General features: G+C 35.9%; 10 protein-coding genes. 9 read left to right on the top strand and 1 reads right to left on the bottom strand.

Annotation, left to right across the window (positions count from 1 at the left end; translation table 11 throughout):
• Positions 1-44 precede the first annotated feature (44 nt).
• A complete protein-coding gene (locus tag PL9631_RS19670; RefSeq protein WP_083622965.1) occupies positions 45-788 on the top strand; it encodes a class I SAM-dependent methyltransferase in 744 nt (247 codons plus the stop codon).
• A gap of 271 nt (positions 789-1059) precedes the next feature.
• Here the strand turns inward: PL9631_RS19670 and PL9631_RS19665 are convergent, their stop codons facing one another.
• Positions 1060-2019 carry a tyrosine-type recombinase/integrase gene (locus tag PL9631_RS19665; protein WP_083622962.1) on the bottom strand — a complete coding sequence of 320 codons (960 nt, stop codon included), beginning with the start codon at positions 2017-2019 and terminating at the stop codon, positions 1060-1062.
• 136 nt (positions 2020-2155) lie between these two features.
• Between PL9631_RS19665 and PL9631_RS19660 the strand changes: the two genes are divergently transcribed.
• From PL9631_RS19660 to PL9631_RS19625, 8 genes are all read left to right on the top strand, one after another.
• Entirely contained in the window at positions 2156-2452 is a 297-nt protein-coding gene (locus PL9631_RS19660) for an HNH endonuclease (protein WP_083622960.1), read from the top strand.
• 401 nt (positions 2453-2853) lie between these two features.
• Positions 2854-3789, top strand: a complete 936-nt coding sequence (locus tag PL9631_RS19655; protein ID WP_026789256.1) for a DUF4007 family protein — start codon at positions 2854-2856, stop codon at positions 3787-3789.
• Complete coding sequence (locus PL9631_RS19650) at positions 3786-7298, top strand: hypothetical protein (RefSeq protein ID WP_083622957.1); 3513 nt, start codon at positions 3786-3788, stop codon at positions 7296-7298. Before PL9631_RS19655 ends, PL9631_RS19650 begins: the two co-directional genes overlap by 4 nt.
• Before the next feature lie 117 nt (positions 7299-7415).
• Complete coding sequence (locus tag PL9631_RS19645; protein ID WP_083622955.1) at positions 7416-8216, top strand: phosphoadenosine phosphosulfate reductase family protein; 801 nt, start codon at positions 7416-7418, stop codon at positions 8214-8216.
• Positions 8213-10072 (top strand): hypothetical protein, encoded by a 1860-nt coding sequence (locus PL9631_RS19640; protein ID WP_083622953.1) that lies wholly within the window; start codon positions 8213-8215, stop codon positions 10070-10072. The genes PL9631_RS19645 and PL9631_RS19640 overlap by 4 nt, the downstream gene beginning before the upstream one ends.
• Entirely contained in the window at positions 10069-11631 is a 1563-nt protein-coding gene (locus PL9631_RS19635; RefSeq protein WP_083622952.1) for a hypothetical protein, read from the top strand. Before PL9631_RS19640 ends, PL9631_RS19635 begins: the two co-directional genes overlap by 4 nt.
• A complete protein-coding gene (locus PL9631_RS19630; protein ID WP_083622950.1) occupies positions 11631-16991 on the top strand; it encodes an FtsK/SpoIIIE domain-containing protein in 5361 nt (1786 codons plus the stop codon). The genes PL9631_RS19635 and PL9631_RS19630 overlap by 1 nt, the downstream gene beginning before the upstream one ends.
• Positions 16991-18169, top strand: a complete 1179-nt coding sequence (locus PL9631_RS19625; protein ID WP_083622948.1) for a cysteine desulfurase family protein — start codon at positions 16991-16993, stop codon at positions 18167-18169. Before PL9631_RS19630 ends, PL9631_RS19625 begins: the two co-directional genes overlap by 1 nt.
• Positions 18170-18229 lie beyond the last annotated feature (60 nt).

The following is an 18229-nucleotide window of genomic DNA, read 5'->3' as shown; positions in this document are numbered from 1 at the left end:
ATTTTCAACAATTTCCCATTAACATTTATCTCCAAATATTCATCATGCAAACCGGATTATTATCTTCCCATCAAGTTACAGAACCTTATTCTCCTGATCAAGTATTCTTCTGCCCTGAAGAATCTCAATTTTACTCTCAATGTATTGAGAAAATGGTATTAAATGAATGTACACCCTTTGACTCAATTATTGAATTTGGAACGGGTGAAGGGAGTCCTATCATTAATTGTTTACTTAAAACTCGATTTAAAGGCTGTATTCACGGCTATGAATTAAACATTGATGCTTGTAAATTAGCTTGGTCTACCATTGAGAAATATCAGCTTAGAAACAAGTATATTATTCATAATGAATGTTTTTTTAGTGCTTCCCCAGGTTCCGCCAGTTATTTAATTGCAAATCCTCCTTATCTTCCGGCACCTGATAATGATTTATATCTGCCTGCCTTGCATGGGGGAATTGATGGGGCTACCATTACGAAGAAACTGTTTACAGTGGGTTGTACGAATGTTTTATTAATGATTGCGGCTTATTCTAATCCGGTGGAAACCATTGAGTATGCTCAAGCGCAGGGTTATCAAGTGGTTGATTTTATGATTTCACCGTTAAAGTTTGGTTACTATAGTTGCGAACCAAAAGTTAAACAAACCATTGAAGACCTTCAGAAAAAACAGAAAGCCTTTTATTCTGAAAATATCTACTTTTTAGCCGGGGTTCTGTTTAAAAAAGAAGATTCTTTTAATGTGGATTTATCAGCAGAATTGTTGAAGGTTATGACCGCATTATAGGGGCGAAAATAGCGAGCGTGTCATGAACCGCAAAGTAGAAACTTAATGCCCTCCGGTGTAAAGGTTACAGCGATTAGTTGCAATAAAACTTTACATCGTGTCCTATTTTCCCCTGATTGAATTCAAACTCTATGTCACTGGTGGTTTACTGATGCTGCCATCGGAATATTAAGCTGATTCAAGGAGACATCATCGGAAAATGGTGGTGTTTCCTTGAAGATGCGAGCACCTCCTGAAATTATTTACACAAGGTTAGGTTCAAACTCAATACTCACAACAAATCATCTAATAAATTCGTAATTTCTCCCTGAGCATTTTGGCGATTATCGTCATAAATCATCAGAGTATTCAGGTCATGGTGGCGGCTTAGTTTTTGCACCCGGCGCACATCTCCCCCGGTGGCATCGAGGGCAGCGGTGATGGAACTGTGTCGAATCCGGTGGGGGGAGAGACGTTTTTTAATTTGGGCTTTCTCAGCTAACTCGCGCACAATCGTGTAAATGGCTTCTCCACTGAGCCGATGCCCTTTGGTGCAGTAATCGAGGGTACAGAATAAAGGCGCAGTTTTCCTGACCCGTCCCCTAGCTGTTAGCCAATCCTGAATCGCTTCTAGGGTAGCCAAACCCAACTCAATCTTTTCCTTATCGGTGCCGCGACCCTTGCCTTGAATCCATAGACAACGGTTATCAATATCTAAATCGGTGACATTGGCATTAGAAATTTCCCCCCGGCGCAGAGCATTTGACCAGAGCAACCGGAAGATAGCGTAATCGCGTTTCCCTTTGAGAGTAGAGCGATCGCAAAGTTCCAGAAGCGTTTTCATTTGGTCAGTAGGAATACCGGAAGTGTCAGTGTAGCGGCGGACTTTCTCGTTTTTGATATCAGCAAGAGTGAATTTGCAACGGCCAATGGTGCGGGCATAGTTAACTAAGGATTTGATAGCCGCCAGCCGACGGTTAACGGTAGATTCCTTCAGACCCTTATTAATTAAGTGTTGTCGGTAGTTGAGAACCATGGCTAGGGCATCAAACTGTTCTAAAGCTAGGAATTCTCTAACTAACTCCGGTGTCGGGTCACTATTGGCAATGAAAGTAAAGAAATCTCGCAAATCCTTAGCGTAGGCTTGACGGGTTTGAACACTGCGCTTATTAGCTAGTAAATCCCCCAAAATGTCAGAGTTGAGCGAAAGACTACGGAAACCTTTCTTATCAGATCCAATGAGTCCAGACATATTGATTCAATTGCTATTCCTGTTATTCGTTATGTTATTCTGTTTTGCTATCCGCTATGCTATTCGTTATGTTATTGGGTCAATGAAAAACTAGACTGTAGGAAAGGGTTGGGGGAAAACAGCAATAAATCTGTCCATGAGTTCAAGTCGGTATCCTGAAAATTGGAAGCAACTAGCTTTGGCGGTTAAGGAATCAGCTAACTGGCAATGTCAACGATGTGGTCGTTTATGTCTAAAACCTGGAGAAACCTTACCCGACAACCTAAAACCCCGAGCTTATGTGTTGCAAGTCCATCATTGGAATCTTGACCCTGGTGATAATAGGTTGGAAAATTTAGTGGCTTTGTGTACCAGTTGCCACCTGGCTTGTCATTGTCGAAGTCGAGGAAATATCTCACCTGGGCAGTTGTCTCTTAATTTAAAACTACCCTAAAATACGGAAAAACCGCCCCGGATGAGGCAGTTCCAATAATCTATTGATGGGGTAAAGCCGAATTGATGCAAAAATCTAGGCAGTGTTTGTAATTCAAATCGGGCTGTAAGTACCAGAAAAAGAGAAACCTCACTTATAAGTTTAATTAAAATCAGGTTTTCAAAGAATCCTTAGTGTTTTAAACTAAAGATTGAACCAAGAATTAAAAAATATTCACAATAAAAACTTAACGATTCATTTCAAGCTACATCTATTTATTGAATAGAGGATTGATAAAAAATTAATAAATTTAAAATAATTCACTCTTTGTGAGTTTTTATATTTTCCTGAAATAAAATAATTAACTTGAGCCAAAGATGGTATAATATGATTTTGAATTAAACCATTATAATTTATTCTCAGTGATTCAAACAAGCTTTTCGTTTATTGAAAATATTACTCCATCAACTTTGGTGAATCCAGTTTTTGCACGTCATGAAACCTTTCACCCCCGATTTGGTTGGCTTAAAAAAGGCTTTGATGCAGCAATTGAAAATCCAGAAATTTTTTTGGATGATGAAGCAACAGTGCGTTTGGGCGTAGGAAAAAATATGGTTCGCTCAATTCGCTACTGGTGTAATACATTTAAAGTTCTTGATAATGACAAACCTACACGATTTGGACAATGTTTATTAGGTAATCAAAGCTGGGATGCTTTTTGTGAAGATCCGGCATCTTTGTGGTTGCTCCATTGGAACTTACTTAAACCTCCTTGTAATGCAGCAGCTTGGTATTTTGTATTTCACTTATTTCAAGGGAATGATTTTACACAAAATGACTTATTTTTAGCTCTATGTGACTATCGAGATAGTTTGGGCGGGAAAATTGCTGATTCGTCTTTAGAAAAAGATATTACTTGCATTTTGCGGATGTATGTTGAACAATCTTCTAAGGATAAGCCCAGCGAAGATACTTTAGATTGTCCGTTTACTGAATTAGGAATTTTGCATACGGCGGGAGATACTAAACACTTTACCTTTCGTATCGGAGAAAAAAATAATTTACCTCCTGAAATAGTAGTGGCTGCCTGCTTGGAATATGCCGTCGGGGTAGGGGGTCAAAAAACCATTGCGATGCCGCGCTTACTCTATGATCCAGGTAGTCCTGGTATGGCATTTAAACTTATTGAAGGGGATGTTTGTGATGCCATTGAACGAGTTAGTCGTCACTTTAATTCTTTATTTCTTTCAGATACGGCTGGAATTATTCAATTTTCTTTTACTGCTGATCCTTGGCAATTAGCAACAGATATCCTAGAGCATTACTATCACAACAGAGGCAACAGAACGTCCAAATGAACAAAACACTATCTAACTATTTCAGTCTTAACCGACGTTATTCTCGCTCTATTAATTTAGAACGAGATTTAGAACGGTTAGATGCTTTGGAAGGTTACATTCTAACAGAACGTTCTGTTGATGCCCTCAGACGAATTATAACGGGCATGACAACCTCTGAAGGTCATCGAGCCTGGACAGTTACCAGCGTGTATGGAACTGGAAAGTCAGCCTTTGCTCATTATCTCACTGCATTGCTGGCTGATCATAAGAACCCGATGCGACAAAAAGCCTTAGAAATTGCGGCAGAAACATTGGGACAGTCCAGTCCAGAATATAACGTTTTAAGTGAGCGCGTCCCCAGTCAAGGATTATTTCGAGCTATTGCCGTCGCCCAACGAGAACCCATCAGTAATACCATTGTTCGTGCTTTATACCAGGGCGCTGATCTATTCTGGTCGCCCCAAAAACGATCCAAACTTTCAGTAGGTCGTAAGTTAACAGATTTTAATACTCAAGTCGCAACAGGCAGTACAGTGGACAGTCGGGAAATTCCTAAACTGATTAAGGAAATTCTTCAAACGACCTCCACTGATATTTTCCTGATTATTGACGAACTGGGCAAGAATTTGGAATATGCTGCCCGTAACCAAGGAGCAGAAGATTTATATCTATTACAACAGCTTGCGGAATTATCTACGGCCGAAGGCACTCAGGTTTACATTGTAGGTTTATTACATCAATCTTTTGTAGATTATGGTGAAAGACTAGCGGCAGTTCAACGTAGTGAATGGTCTAAAATTCAAGGACGGTTTGAGGATATTCCTTTTCAGGATTCTCCGGCTCAAATGATGCGCTTGATAGGCCAGGCGATTGATGCTTCTCAAGCTGATGCTATTCAATGTGCTATTTCTAACCAAACCCAGGAGTGGATTGAGCGTTTACCCAATGATATATTTTTAGATACGTCCCCTGAAATTCTGGCTTTCAACTATCCCTTACATCCCCTAGCAGCATTAGTGTTACCGATGCTATGTGTACGATATGCTCAAAATGATCGCTCTCTATTTACATTTCTGACCAGTGCTGAACCCTACTCGTTCAAAAAATTTTTAGAAGAAACAACGGTAGGAAAAGATGTTTTACCCACTCTGAAGTTAGCTAGAATTTATGACTATTTTATCGAAGCAGTAGGAATGGGGTTAGCATCTCGGTCTAATGTACAACGGTGGGTAGAAATTCATGGTTTAATTACTGATGCTAAACATTTAGATGCTGATACTTTAGAAGTTTTAAAAACCATTGGCACGTTAAATTTAGTGACAACAACAGGAGCAATTCGGGCAACCCGAAGATTAGTTACCCTAGCTCTGTGTGATAGTCCCAATTCAGAGAGCTTTGAGCGATGGGAAAAAGTAATTGAAAACCTTCTACAAAAAGGCTTAATTAATCATCGTCGGCAACTTGATGAGTTACGAATTTGGCAAGGTTCCGATTTTAACGTTGATTTGGAACTAACTGCCTATATTGATAAAGAGCGATCGCCCTTAGTAAAACTCCTATCAGATATTCGTCCTCTTAAGCCTTTAGTTGCTCAACGTCACAGTTATGAAAAAGGTACACTGCGTTATTTTGAACGATGCTATCTCGATACCACAACAGAATTAGCCAAATTGCAATGTTCAGATTCTAATTTTGATGGGTTGGTGGGTTACTGGATTGATATCGAACCTCCTACTGTTGTTCCCTCAAAGACCGCAGACGGAAAGCCTTTAATCCTTCTCTGTGCTGCACAGTTGGATGTGCTAAGAGTGCAAGCTAAGGAGTATGCAGCCTTGAAAACCATGAGGAAAAACGCTCCCGAATTACAAAGCGATGGGGTCGCCAGAAGGGAAGTGCGCTATCGATTGCTGAAAGCAGAAGAATCCTTTGATGACTCATTAAATCGGGCATTTGATGTAGCGATTAATCAAAACCTTTGTTGGGTTGAAGGGCAACCGGAAAAAATTACCCATGTCACAGATTTCAATGCCAAACTTTCAGAAGTTTGTGATCGAGTTTACTTTGAAAGTCCGATTCTATGGAACGAGTTGATTAATCGCCGTGAACTAACCGCTCAAGGGGCAAAAGCAAGGCGGGAACTCATTGAAGCGATGCTTCTACACCCTGAGAAAGAACGATTAAGCCTGGAAGGATATGGCCCTGAAGTTAGTATTTACTATTCTTTGTTGGCTGAAACGGGGATTCATCAATTGGTGGATGGAGAGTGGGGATTTTATCCTCCCTTAGACACTTCCAAAATTTGGACATTATGGCAAGCAATTGAGGCGTTTTGCTTAGAAGCTAAAGAAAAACCTCAAACAGTGGCTCAACTGTATAAACTTTTATCCGCTCCCCCTTATGGTGTAAAACAAGGTGCCATTCCAGTAATTCTGGCTGCTGTACTGCTGTACCACGTTGATGATATTGGAGTTTACAAAGATGGTACGTTTGTCCCCGTCTTGGGGCCGGAACATTTTGAATTACTCGTTAAATATCCTGAACGATATGCAGTGAAGTATTTTGAAGTGGTGGGATTGCGATCGCAAGTCTTTCGAGAACTTGAAGCAATTCTGCGCCAACCCGATGCCAGGAAACAAGGAAAATTAAGAAATGCGACTTTACTCTCTGTAGTCACGCCTTTGTATCAATTTGCCAGTAAGCTGCCCGTTTATACTAGACAAACTAAACGTTTAAGTACCCAGGCTCAAGCAGTATTAAAAGCTCTCCAACAGACAATAGAACCCGATGAATTGTTATTTAAGGAATTGCCCCAAGCCTTTAACCTTCCTCCGATTGGAACTGAGGAGGCTGAGGATGAGACCATAGCCAAATCATTACGCACCCAGCTTGTCCAAGTCCTACGGGATATTCATACCGCTTATGACCGTCTGCTGAATGATTGTCAAAATCTGCTATATGAAGCCTTTGCAGTCCGAAGTGAAGAAACTAAGTTGCGGGAAGATTTGCGAGTGAGAGCTAATTATATTTCAGGGCGCTGCGTCGAATCAATACTAAATCGTTTCACACGAGCCGCAACAGATACAACTGCACCAGATCAACAATGGTTGGAAGCCTTGTTAATGATTGTGGCTGATAAACCCGCAGAATCATGGAAGGATGAGGATTTTACATCTTTTGAGCTTAAATTATCGGATATTGCACGACGATTTAAAAATTTAGAAGCCTTACAGAAAGAATCGGCAACTCGAGGAGAAGGCTTTGAAGCCCGACGGATTACGGTGACTCGTCCTGATGGCCAAGAAACTCACCGCATGGTCTGGGTTGAAAATGAAACAACTGACCAGCTTGAAAATTTGGTGAATGAAGTTCTTCAAAATCCATTGCTCATCAATAATCCGCAACTTCAACAAGCTTTTATTGCTACGTTTACTGAGAAAGTCTTTGGAGTAACTTCAGAAGAAAATGTAACTAAAATTCACAATTCTCGACAGGCAAAGAAAGTTAAACCCAATCTTAACCAAGCATAAGTTAAGTTTTTAACAGTAGTGCTTTACTAAACTAACTTTTCGGTGCTACTCTAAGAGAGTAAAACTCTGGAATTTTAATTGTAGAGTTTTATTCAGGGATTTACTGTAGGGTAAACAATGACACAGACAAAGGCAAGGCATATTTTGGGTCTGTCGGGTGGAAAGGATAGTACAGCCCTTGCTGTCTTACTACACAAGGAAATTCCAGATATGGAGTATTTTTTTTGTGATACCCATAAAGAGTTACCTGAAACCTATGAATACCTGGAAAGGATTAAAGCCCGTCTAGGGATTAAGATTGATTATCTGAATTCAGAACGAGGTTTTGACCATTGGTTGGCTATTCACGATGGATTGTTACCGTCGCCTCAAATGCGTTGGTGTACGGTCAAGATGAAGATAGAACCCCTAGAAAAGTTTGTAGGCAATGACTTAACTTATAGCTATATTGGGATTCGGGCTGACGAAAATCGGGAGGGTTATATTTCAACAAAGCCCAATATCAAGCCTGTTTTTCCTTTTAAGGAAAGAGGTTTGGTTAAACAAGATATTATTCAAATCTTAGAAGATAGTGGAATTGGGCTTCCTAAATATTATCAATGGAGAAGTCGTTCTGGTTGCTTTTTCTGCTTCTTCCAACGTAAGTATGAGTGGGTAATGTTGGCACAGGAACATCCAGATTTATTTCAACAAGCAATTGATTATGAACAAAATCATGCAGATGGTCGCACTTATACTTGGACTGAAGGGGAAAGCTTATCCGAACTTTTAAAACGTAAGGACGAAATTATTGCTTATCATCAGAAGTCAATGGCTAAGGAAAAAAAGTTAACTCCTAATCGTACTTTAGCTGAGGCCTTAGAAGCTCTTTTAGATAAAGAGGATGAACAGTTGCCTTGTTTGGTTTGTCATTTATGAATCATACTTCTTCTTTTCCCAAATCTAAATGGATTGATTTTCTTAGACATTACGGAGCGATTCCCCGTAATGACAATATGTATGATGAGGTCATTCAACGCAATTTAAAACGTAAAAAAGTTGAGCCAATTACCTTTGAAACTGAATATCTAAAAGAATTAATTGATAATTTTAAATCAGAATCACCTAAATCAGTGATTTTAACAGGAACAGCCGGAGACGGAAAAACCTTCTGTTGTCGAGAAATTTGGGAAGCATTAAATGGTAGTTCTGAAGATTGGGAAAAAGACCAAAAAGTTTATAAATTAATGATTGGAAATAAGCAATTATTAATTGTTAAAGATTTAAGTGAATTGGAAAATGATCTGAAAATCAATTTATTAACTGAAATGGCGAATGCTATTATTGAATCTTCACTCGATAATATTTACTTGATTGCCGCTAATGATGGACAACTAATAGAAGCATGGAATCAAGCTATAGACAATTCTAATGTTATAAAAGTTCGTCAACTTATTGAAGAATTATTAGTTACTGATGCTAAATGTAATAAAGATTATAATTTACGGCTTTATAATCTTAGTCGCTTAAGTGCGGCTCAAATATTTCCGAAAATTTTAGATGCCGTCTTAAATAATAATGGTTGGCAGGAATGTCAACAATGTTATTATCATAATCCCCTAAATCCAAATGAAAAGTGTCCTATTTTTGAAAATAAAATTAGACTTGACGGGATAGAAAATAATCAAAGGATACAAAAAAGATTAATTGATCTACTTGAATTAGCAGAACTGAATGGAATGCACTTGCCAATTAGACAATTACTATTACTAATTGCCAATATTTTACTTGGTCATTCTGATGCAAAAGATTACATTCTCAATTGTAAAACTATCCCTAAAATTATTGAAAAAGGAACAAGTAATAATGCAAGTCTTTATGGTAATGTCTTTGGTGAAAATTTATCTCCAAGAAAAAGAAACTCTTACGAAGTATTTAAAGTTTTAAGTTATTTCGGTATAGGTACTGAAACTAGCAATCAAATTGATGATATTTTAATCTTTGGATCGGATGATCCTGACCTACAAGAAAGTTACAATGATCTAGTCAAAAGGGATTTATTTTATGGTGCTTCTCGTCAATTTTGCTCAGAACAAGAGCGTTATCTTGAGGGTAATTCTGTTGAGGAAAGAGAGCATTTTTTAACATTACTTCAATCCCAAAGACAACGATTATTTTTTATTATTCCGCCAGAACAAGAATCAAGTCTTAATTTTTGGAATTTAACCGTATTTCAATATGCTGGAGAATACCTGAATGATGTTTATAGAGTATTAAAAGAGCAAAAACAGATTTCTCAAAACCTAATCGGACGTTTAGTTAGAGGAATTAATCGTATTTTTACAGGAATGTTAGTTAAAAATCCTGATAAGTTAATTATTGCAACTTCTGGAAGTTACTCCCAAGCTAGAATTAGTAAAGTTTTTGAAGATGAAATATCGGTTAGAAAAAAAAGGGGGGAGGAAGTTAGGATTGAACTAGATCAAAACCAAAATAAACCCTATTTAGTGGTTAATCTTTCTGCAAATTCTGAATTAGCTCCGATCCGATTAGGCTTAAATTTAACTAGATATGAATATTTAAGTAGAGTTGCTGAAGGAACATTGCCTAGTAGTTTTTCTCAAGAATGTTATGAAGACATTTTAGCTTTTAAAACTCAGATTATACAACAAATTGCCAAAAGAAAACGTCTTGACAATGAACCAGAAATAAACTCAGAAAACTATATTTTACTTCAGTTACTTGAGGTAAAAGATGAAATTGCTCACCATATTCACTTGGAGATTCAACTATGAATAATAATTTTCTACCGCTCCCTCAAAAAATACCAGAAAATATTGAAATGTGGGTTGATGAAGCCATTTGGGGACATCGCCTCTATGATGAACAAACTCCTTGGTTAACTTTATTAGAATTTTTAGGTATTCTTCAATCCCAAATTGAAGTCAATAAAGGCTTTAAAGAAGAAGAAAATCAGCTTAACAATTTAAAATACTATTACTACCCTCGACTTTATTTGCGTAATCTTTTATTTAATAATCCTTACTTAGAATCTATTAGTAATCAAGGTTTGGCTGAAGAGGCTTGTTGGAAAGAATGGGAAAAAATTATGATTAATAGTTGTGGTGGAATTAATCAGCCCGTAGATTTTAGTTATTTAAGAAAGAGGTTTGCTTCTTTCAAAGATTTTGTGAAAATCATCCATTTTTTTCAAAGTAATGCGACTGAAGGAGATAGTAATAAACGTTGGACTTCTAAATTTGTTTTTCCTTATGGAGCCGATTGTTTATATTCTGATTTAAGGGTTACAGGGACTAACTTTTCTCAAGATCGCCGCTTTTTTGCGAGAACGGGAGAACTATTATATTTAATGTTATGTCGAAGTGGAAAAGGATCAGAATTAAAAACAGCTTTGTTGAAGTTAGGAATTGTTAGAGAAGCTGAAAATCCTGATCAAACCTCAAAATGGAATCGAATTATTAAACTGTTACAGCCTGAATTTGAACTAACACACACAAGAGAAGGTGGTAATCCTCCTTATTTGCCATATAAAAAACTAACAGAGTATAAGGATTTTGCTGACGACTGGCTGAGAATTTTAAATTATAACTTACCGGATTATGATGCTATTCCCTATCTAGTTACTCTCACTGGACTGCATCTAATTATTTACTTACTTTCACGAGCAAAAGCTGTTTTAGAAAATGAGGAATCACCTCAATTTATTTTAGAAATTATTGCTCCCAAGAAAACCGTAATTAGAGATTTAGCTTCTACCTCTTTTTTGGAAAATAATAATTTTTCACATCAAGCTGTACAACATTATATTCGGAGTATCACAAAAACCACTGAATGGGATGATTGTAAAACTTCACCTAATTTTTTGGAGGATACAAAAACATTACTCAAAGAAAAGTTTGCATGGGATGGAGACACAGCCAATTCACCAGATGAGATGCTTGACGAACTTTGCGAACAAGCAATTTCTCGTCATAAAAAACATATTGCAAAATGTCATAGTAGTTGGGCGAAAGAAATTGGCTTAGTTTCTAGTCGTGGCAGTCGCCGACTACGTTATGCCCCCAGTGATTCCCTGTTAAAAACTGTTGTATTATCTACAGTAGAGCATCGTTTAGAATTTCAACAGTTTTTAGCCAAATTATCAGAAAAATACGGTTTTATTATTGGCGATCGCCAAGCGACTAAATTTATTGAAGCCGGAGAAGCGGATCAAGAAGCTTTTAAAAGTAATGCCGAGCGTTTAGAAGCACGTCTAGCGAGTTTAGGCTTATTAAAACGACTTTCAGATGCTTGTGCTTATGTTCAAAATCCTTTTGCAGTGGAGTTAGTGTAATGAATCCTTTAGAATTAATTGGTAAAGTAACCGCACAATTTCTCAAAAATTCGAGTTCCATAGAGGAAGAAGAAACCTCTGGGGGAGTGGCACGTTTTTTGTTAGATTGTTTACAGCCCGAACAAGTTGCTGAAATTTGTCGTCAAATTCTCAATGATCCCCATTTATCACCAAAAATTAAAATCCAAATTCCCTATTCTTTAATCGGCGATTTTACTGATTTACCAAAGTCAATTATTACTTCGGAACGCACAGTTCATTTACGCCATGCTTCTTGCGATCAACCGATTTTATTATTAGCAAATACCAATGATGATCAAGGACAATCTTTACAAGATATTCCTCGAATTGGTGCTAATGAATTAATGGCAGAAACTGAGATTTGGGTTAATATTGCTGGTCGTAATTTACTGTTATCAGATGAACAAATTAAATATTGGCAAAAAGCTTTAAAAGGATTGCAAACAACTATTAACTTAAGTCTAGCTAATTTTGCTTACTATATTGTTGATACTCATTCCAGAATTTCAACAGAAAATGAACCTCTGATTAATGCTTTAGGGTGGGCATTACCCGCTTTAAAAATTCCCAGGGATTCTAGCTATTTTGAGGCAATTCCTGACAAATATCGTGGTCATGCTAAACGTTGGGAAAATCTTTATAAACAAGCAAATGATAAACGAGCTTGTTATCTAAGAAAACAAATGCCTAATTTGAAACCAATCGAAGAACAAGAAATTAATAAAGCCTTTTTTAAAGGAAAAGAGCAAATTCCTGAAATAGCCCATTCAGCTATTCTTGAATTTATTAATAGTCCTTCTGGTTGGCATGAAAACGCCTTAAATTTAGCCCTATTTGAATGGGAAAAAGATAATATTGATGTTCTTTTTACCGGATTAAAACCGCCAAAAACAGATTTAGCATCTTTAACAATTCAATTTTTTGAAGACGAGTATTCTGATGCTTTAACAGAAAAAGAACAAGAATATTTAAAAGCTCTCAAAAAACGTTCTACTACTAAAAATTCTAATGAAGATGATGAAGAATTTTATGAAACTCATCGTCAGTCTTTAGAACAAGATCCCAGATTAAAAGCAAAATGGGATAAATTTGTTTATGGACAACCGGTAGAATGTAATGACTTTTTAATTGGATTAATACAAGCTTTTGAGAGATTATACGCTCAATCTGAATCAAGAGAAGGACAACAAAAATTAATTATTAAAACAGAAAAAACTAGCCGAAAAAGTAAATGGCTTGAACTTAATGCACAAGTAGGAATTTATTTTTCTACTAGATATAAAGGAATTGAACAACTAACTTCCCCAGAAATTAAATGGGAAACTCATTGGTTATTTAAGTATGATGAACTATTAGAAGAAACTCGAAAAAAACAAGAGAATAAATATAAAGAAAACACCTCAATTAGTAGATCAGCTACAGAAATTAAATTTGAAATCGAACTGAAATCTTCATTTTCAGGTAATCAAAAAATTAAATTAATTTGGAAGTATAATCCTAATGCAATTGGATTAGAACTTTATACAGATTTAAAACGTCTTTATGATTCTTCTAAATCGCCTTTTATTTCCTCTAATATTTCCAGAGAATTAGTTAGTAAAAAAGGTCGTCTTCAAGGTATTTCTTTGAAAGACGTTGGCACAATTATGGCAGCATTTGGACAGGATAGAGGATCATTAATTCCTAAATATGATCCTAAATTTGATTTAGCTAAAACTTTTCCAAAAAAGATTAAAGAAGCCGTTAAAGCAAATCGTTTAAATTCTGATTCTGCACAAAAAATTAATCAAGTGTGGCAAGAATTTAAAGAATCTTATCAACAAGCTATTCAAAACTTATTAACTGGAAAAGGAATTGCCAGTTATGAAATTTTGAAACAAAGTAAAACCTATCAAAAACTATTAGAAATTTTGTTACAAGAGGCAAAAGGAGATCAAAATCGAATTGAACTTTATCAACCTTTACTAAGTTTAGGGTGTATTAAAGTAGAAAGAGGAAATCCATCTGCTATTATTGCTCCTTGGCATCCTTTTAGATTAGCTGGAATCGCCATTAAAGCCCGTCAAATATCAGGATTATTAAAATATATTCTGAATACTGAACAAGTAGAATTTGGAGATTCTCGTCTTTTCTTTTCTGATTTAATTACTGAATTAGCCCATCCTTATTATCCTGAAATTGCAGTTGGTTATCAAGGTGAGCAACCTGTTCTTTTAACATTGTCTGATACTGTCAATGATTATAGTTTATTAGAGCGACCGACTTGGGAAGTTAAAAATCAAATTACTAATGAAGACCCCACTGAAGCCACTTCTAAACTAATTAAATTAGTCCAAAGATATTTAGAACTATTACCCCATGAAAAAACTAATTTAAGTATAATTCTGTATCAATGTGATTCAATTAAATTACCTCAAGCTGTTGTTAATCAATTAGCATCATTACAAGAAAATCAAGAAGAATCTCGTTGTCATATTATTTTAAAACATCGAGAATCAGAAAAACTGAGTCGTTTATATGAACAAATGATTGAAAGTTCTGATGCAGATCCTGATGTCTTTATTGCCAGTGAAGCCTCTCAAAATTTTATGGCAAAACTGCGAATTAGTGTGATGTCTGATGCCATTCAATCCCACAATAATCAGGAAGGAAAATTTGCAGCAGATATTGTTTTTTTACAAGATGTTATTTCCAGACAAGCACAAGTTGTTTGGCAACCTTTACCAACAGAAAAAATAACTCCTGATATTTTACATCATGTTCCCTCCAGATGGACAAGAAAACGCCCAGCCGCTAAAGATGAATTAAAATCAACAGTTTATTTAGTATGTCCAAGTCAACCTGATATTGGCAAAAATTATTTAGATGTAATTTATAGTGTTATTGAAGGAAAAGATTTATCCCCGGAAGAACATTTTATTCCCGCCCGACAAATTTCTTTTCAAAATGATACAACTAAAACTATTTTTGAAGAAGTCCATCGTTTAGGGGAGTGGGTTGTTAATTATGATGATTTATTAGAAAGAAAACAATTAATTAATCAGGGAGTTCAAGTAATACGTTATCAACAACATCGTACCTATGAACGTAATTTTTTAGTTTCTTCGATTGCACCTTTAAATTTATTAAAAGTGCTAGTTAAACGTCGTTTAGAATCATTAAATCTCAATCTTAATGAGCAGGAATTAGTTAATTTATCTCAACGTTTTATTGATTCAGCTAATCAATTATCAGGCGATATTGTTTTAAGAGCAGCCAAATGTGGTAACAATGCTAGTGAATTAATTGGGGTAGTTTTAAGTAAAGCTTTACTTAAATCAGAATTAAATGAAAATGATCCTTTAGGATGGTATTTTTTAGATGATTATGCTACATGGCTAGGACAAAAAGAGGGACAAATTGCTGACATTTTAGCTATTAGTCCTCAAATTATAGATGATCAACCAGTATTAAAAATTGTTATTTCTGAGGCTAAATATGTTAATGCAAATGGTGTTACAGAAGTTAGGAAAAAATCACAAAAACAATTGAGAGATACAGTTGAACGTATTAATAATGCGCTATTTATTACACCAGGGCGTTTAGATCGTGATTTATGGTTATCTCGTTTTGGAGATTTATTATTAGAAGGAATTGAATTTGATCCCAATTCGACAATTTCCATTGAACAATGGCGTGAACAAATTCGTTATGGTCAAATTAAGATTGATTTATCAGGCTATTCTCATGTTTTTATTTCTGGGCCTAATGACAATTCTGTTAACAGTGAACAAATAATAATACCTAAAGCTCAAAGATGTTTTCAAGAAATTTTTAGTCGTGCGGATGTTAGAAAATTAATTCTGGCTTACCACAATGGCAAGTCATTATTAACAGTAAGAGGGGAGTTTGGAGAAAAAAAACCTTGGTTAATTTCTAAGCCTCAATTTCCGGCTGAAAGAGTTATTTGGACTAACAATATTGACGATGAGTTTAAAGTAGTTGACATTAAAGAAGAAAATATTAATCTGCGAGATAATGATTCTATTAAAACTAACAATAATAGTTCATCATTCAATAATCAAAATATAGATATTAATTCATCATCTTTAATCAATCAAAGTAATGAGCAAAAAACTTCATTAACTGAAAAATTAACTAGCGAAAAACAAGATAAATCTTGGACAAATATTCATTTTGCTAATTGGCTTAATCAAAATTATAAATCATCTAATAATAAAATAGAAGAAGAACAATGGTTAAATCAAACTGTTAATTCCCTTCGTCAAGCTTTACTGAGTTATGATCTCCAAGCTAAAGTTTTAGAACAAAGATTAACACCTAATGCTGCCTTAATTCAATTTCAAGGTTCAGATAGACTTAATATTTCAGATATTGAAAAACGACGTTCCCAACTACTAACAACTCATGGTTTAAAAATTATTCATATTTCTGGGCAACCCGGAAAAATAATTGTTTCCGTTGCCCGTCCTCAACGGCAAGTTATTTCCCTCCGAGAAGTATGGCAAAAACGAAAAATCAATAACAATAATAGTATTAATCTTAGTTTTGTGATTGGGATAAAAGAAATTGATGGTGAAATATTATACTTAAATTTGGGACGTGAATTTGCAGGATTACAACAACATCATCCTCATACTTTAATTGCTGGTACAACTGGCAGTGGAAAATCAGTTTTATTGAGAAATTTATTACTTGATTTTTGTGCTACTAATTCACCGAAAAACTTACAAATTTATCTCATTGATGCTAAACAAGGAACTGATTATTTTGCTCTCGAAAATTTACCCCATCTTCAGAAAGGAATTATTATTGAACAAGAACAAGCAATAGATATTTTTGGAGAAATTGTCGAAGAAATGGAACACAGATATCAATTATTTAGACAGCAAAAAGTTAACAATTTATTTACTTATAATCAAAAAGTATCCAATGATCAAAAACTACCCGTTTTATTAGTCGTTCATGATGAATTTGCTGATTGGATGTTAGTTAATGAATATAAAGAAGCTGTATCTTCTGCTGTCCAAAGATTAGGAGTTAAAGCTCGTGCCGCCGGAATCCATTTAATTTTCGCCGCTCAACGTCCTGATAAAGACATTTTCCCAATGCAACTAAGAGATAACTTAGGTAATCGTCTGATTTTAAGAGTGGAAAGTACAGGAACATCAGAATTTTCTTTGGGACAAAAAGGTGCAGAAAACTTATTGGGAAAAGGTCATTTAGTTGCTAGACTATCAGGAGAATCAGATTTAATTTATGCTCAAGTTCCTCTTCTTTCTGATGATGATTTTTATTTAGTAGCTGAAGCAATTCAACAAGATTATAAACTAGATTAATGACACCTAAACCAACTTCTTCTGTCATTTACTTCGATTACCATGCTACTACTCCCGTTGATCCTAGAGTAGCGAAAAAAGTTATGTATTACATGACCACTGCTTTTGGTAATGCTAATAGTGTGGATCATGGTTATGGTGATGAAGCTTCCCAAGCGGTTAAACAAGCCCGTCAACAAGCAGCAGAATTAATCAATGCTTCTCCTAAAGAAATTATTTTTACCTCTGGTGCAACGGAAAGTATTAATCTAGTGATTCAAGGACATATTGCGAAACAAAATAAACCCTCTAAAATCATTGTTTCCCCAGTTGAGCATAAAGCGGTTTTAGATACTTGTAACGCTTTAGAAAAAAAAGGAATTGCTAAAATCATTGGGTTAAAAGTCAATCAACAGGCTCAAATTGACTTAGATTATCTCAAAAAGGTCTGTTCTGATGGTGCTGACCTACTCTGTGTTATGGCAGCTAATAATGAGGTTGGAACTATTTATCCTATTGAACAAATTGGTCATATTGCTCAACATTATAATATTCCTTTTCTGTGCGATGCTTCTCAGGCAGTAGGCAAAATTCCTATTAATTTTAATGACTGGGGTATCACTTATTTAGCACTATCTGGACACAAACTTTATGCACCTAAAGGAATTGGAGCATTAGTTATTAAAAAAGGATACCACCTACAACCTCTAATCTGGGGAGGTGGGCATCAAAATGGAATTCGTTCAGGAACTCTAAATGTACCAGGAATTGTGGGGCTTGGAGAATCTTGTCACTTGCGCTTGCTGGAGATGGAGGAAGATGAACAGGCGATCGCTCTCCTCCGCGATAGGTTACAAGCTTTACTTATTGAAAGAATACCTGATTTAGTGATTAATGGTGATATTAACTCTCGCCTTGCTGGAAACTTGCACATTTCGATTCCAGGGGTTCCTAATACTGCGATAATTGCCGGAGTCCGTTCTAAACTAGCAATATCAACCGGAGCCGCTTGTTCATCAGGGACACCTGCCCCTTCTCATGTTTTGAGAGCATTGGGTTTATCCTCAGAACTGTTAGATGGTGCGCTCCGAATTGGGATTGGTAAATTTACTACTTCAGAAGAAATTGATAAAGCGGCTGAAATTCTATCTCAAGCTGTTTATCTAGTTCGTCAAAAAATGCTGAATTGGCGAAAATAGAAGGTTCGTGTCACCAGGTGCAGCCTGTGGCTATAGCACTTGATATATATGGATTCTAGC

Source organism: Planktothrix paucivesiculata PCC 9631, from assembly GCF_900009265.2.
GTDB classification, from domain to species: Bacteria; Cyanobacteriota; Cyanobacteriia; order Cyanobacteriales; family Microcoleaceae; genus Planktothrix; species Planktothrix paucivesiculata.
The sequence above is the reverse complement of the archived record's forward strand: the minus strand, read 5'-3'. Positions and strand labels throughout refer to the sequence as shown.

Coding starts and splice junctions, on each gene's coding strand:
- PL9631_RS19670 (WP_083622965.1), top strand. CDS start 45: ATGCAAACCGGATTATTATCTTCCCATCAAGTTACAGAACCTTATTCT.
- PL9631_RS19635 (WP_083622952.1), top strand. CDS start 10,069: ATGAATAATAATTTTCTACCGCTCCCTCAAAAAATACCAGAAAATATT.
- PL9631_RS19660 (WP_083622960.1), top strand. CDS start 2,156: ATGAGTTCAAGTCGGTATCCTGAAAATTGGAAGCAACTAGCTTTGGCG.
- PL9631_RS19650 (WP_083622957.1), top strand. CDS start 3,786: ATGAACAAAACACTATCTAACTATTTCAGTCTTAACCGACGTTATTCT.
- PL9631_RS19625 (WP_083622948.1), top strand. CDS start 16,991: ATGACACCTAAACCAACTTCTTCTGTCATTTACTTCGATTACCATGCT.
- PL9631_RS19640 (WP_083622953.1), top strand. CDS start 8,213: ATGAATCATACTTCTTCTTTTCCCAAATCTAAATGGATTGATTTTCTT.
- PL9631_RS19645 (WP_083622955.1), top strand. CDS start 7,416: ATGACACAGACAAAGGCAAGGCATATTTTGGGTCTGTCGGGTGGAAAG.
- PL9631_RS19630 (WP_083622950.1), top strand. CDS start 11,631: ATGAATCCTTTAGAATTAATTGGTAAAGTAACCGCACAATTTCTCAAA.
- PL9631_RS19665 (WP_083622962.1), bottom strand. CDS start 2,019: ATGTCTGGACTCATTGGATCTGATAAGAAAGGTTTCCGTAGTCTTTCG.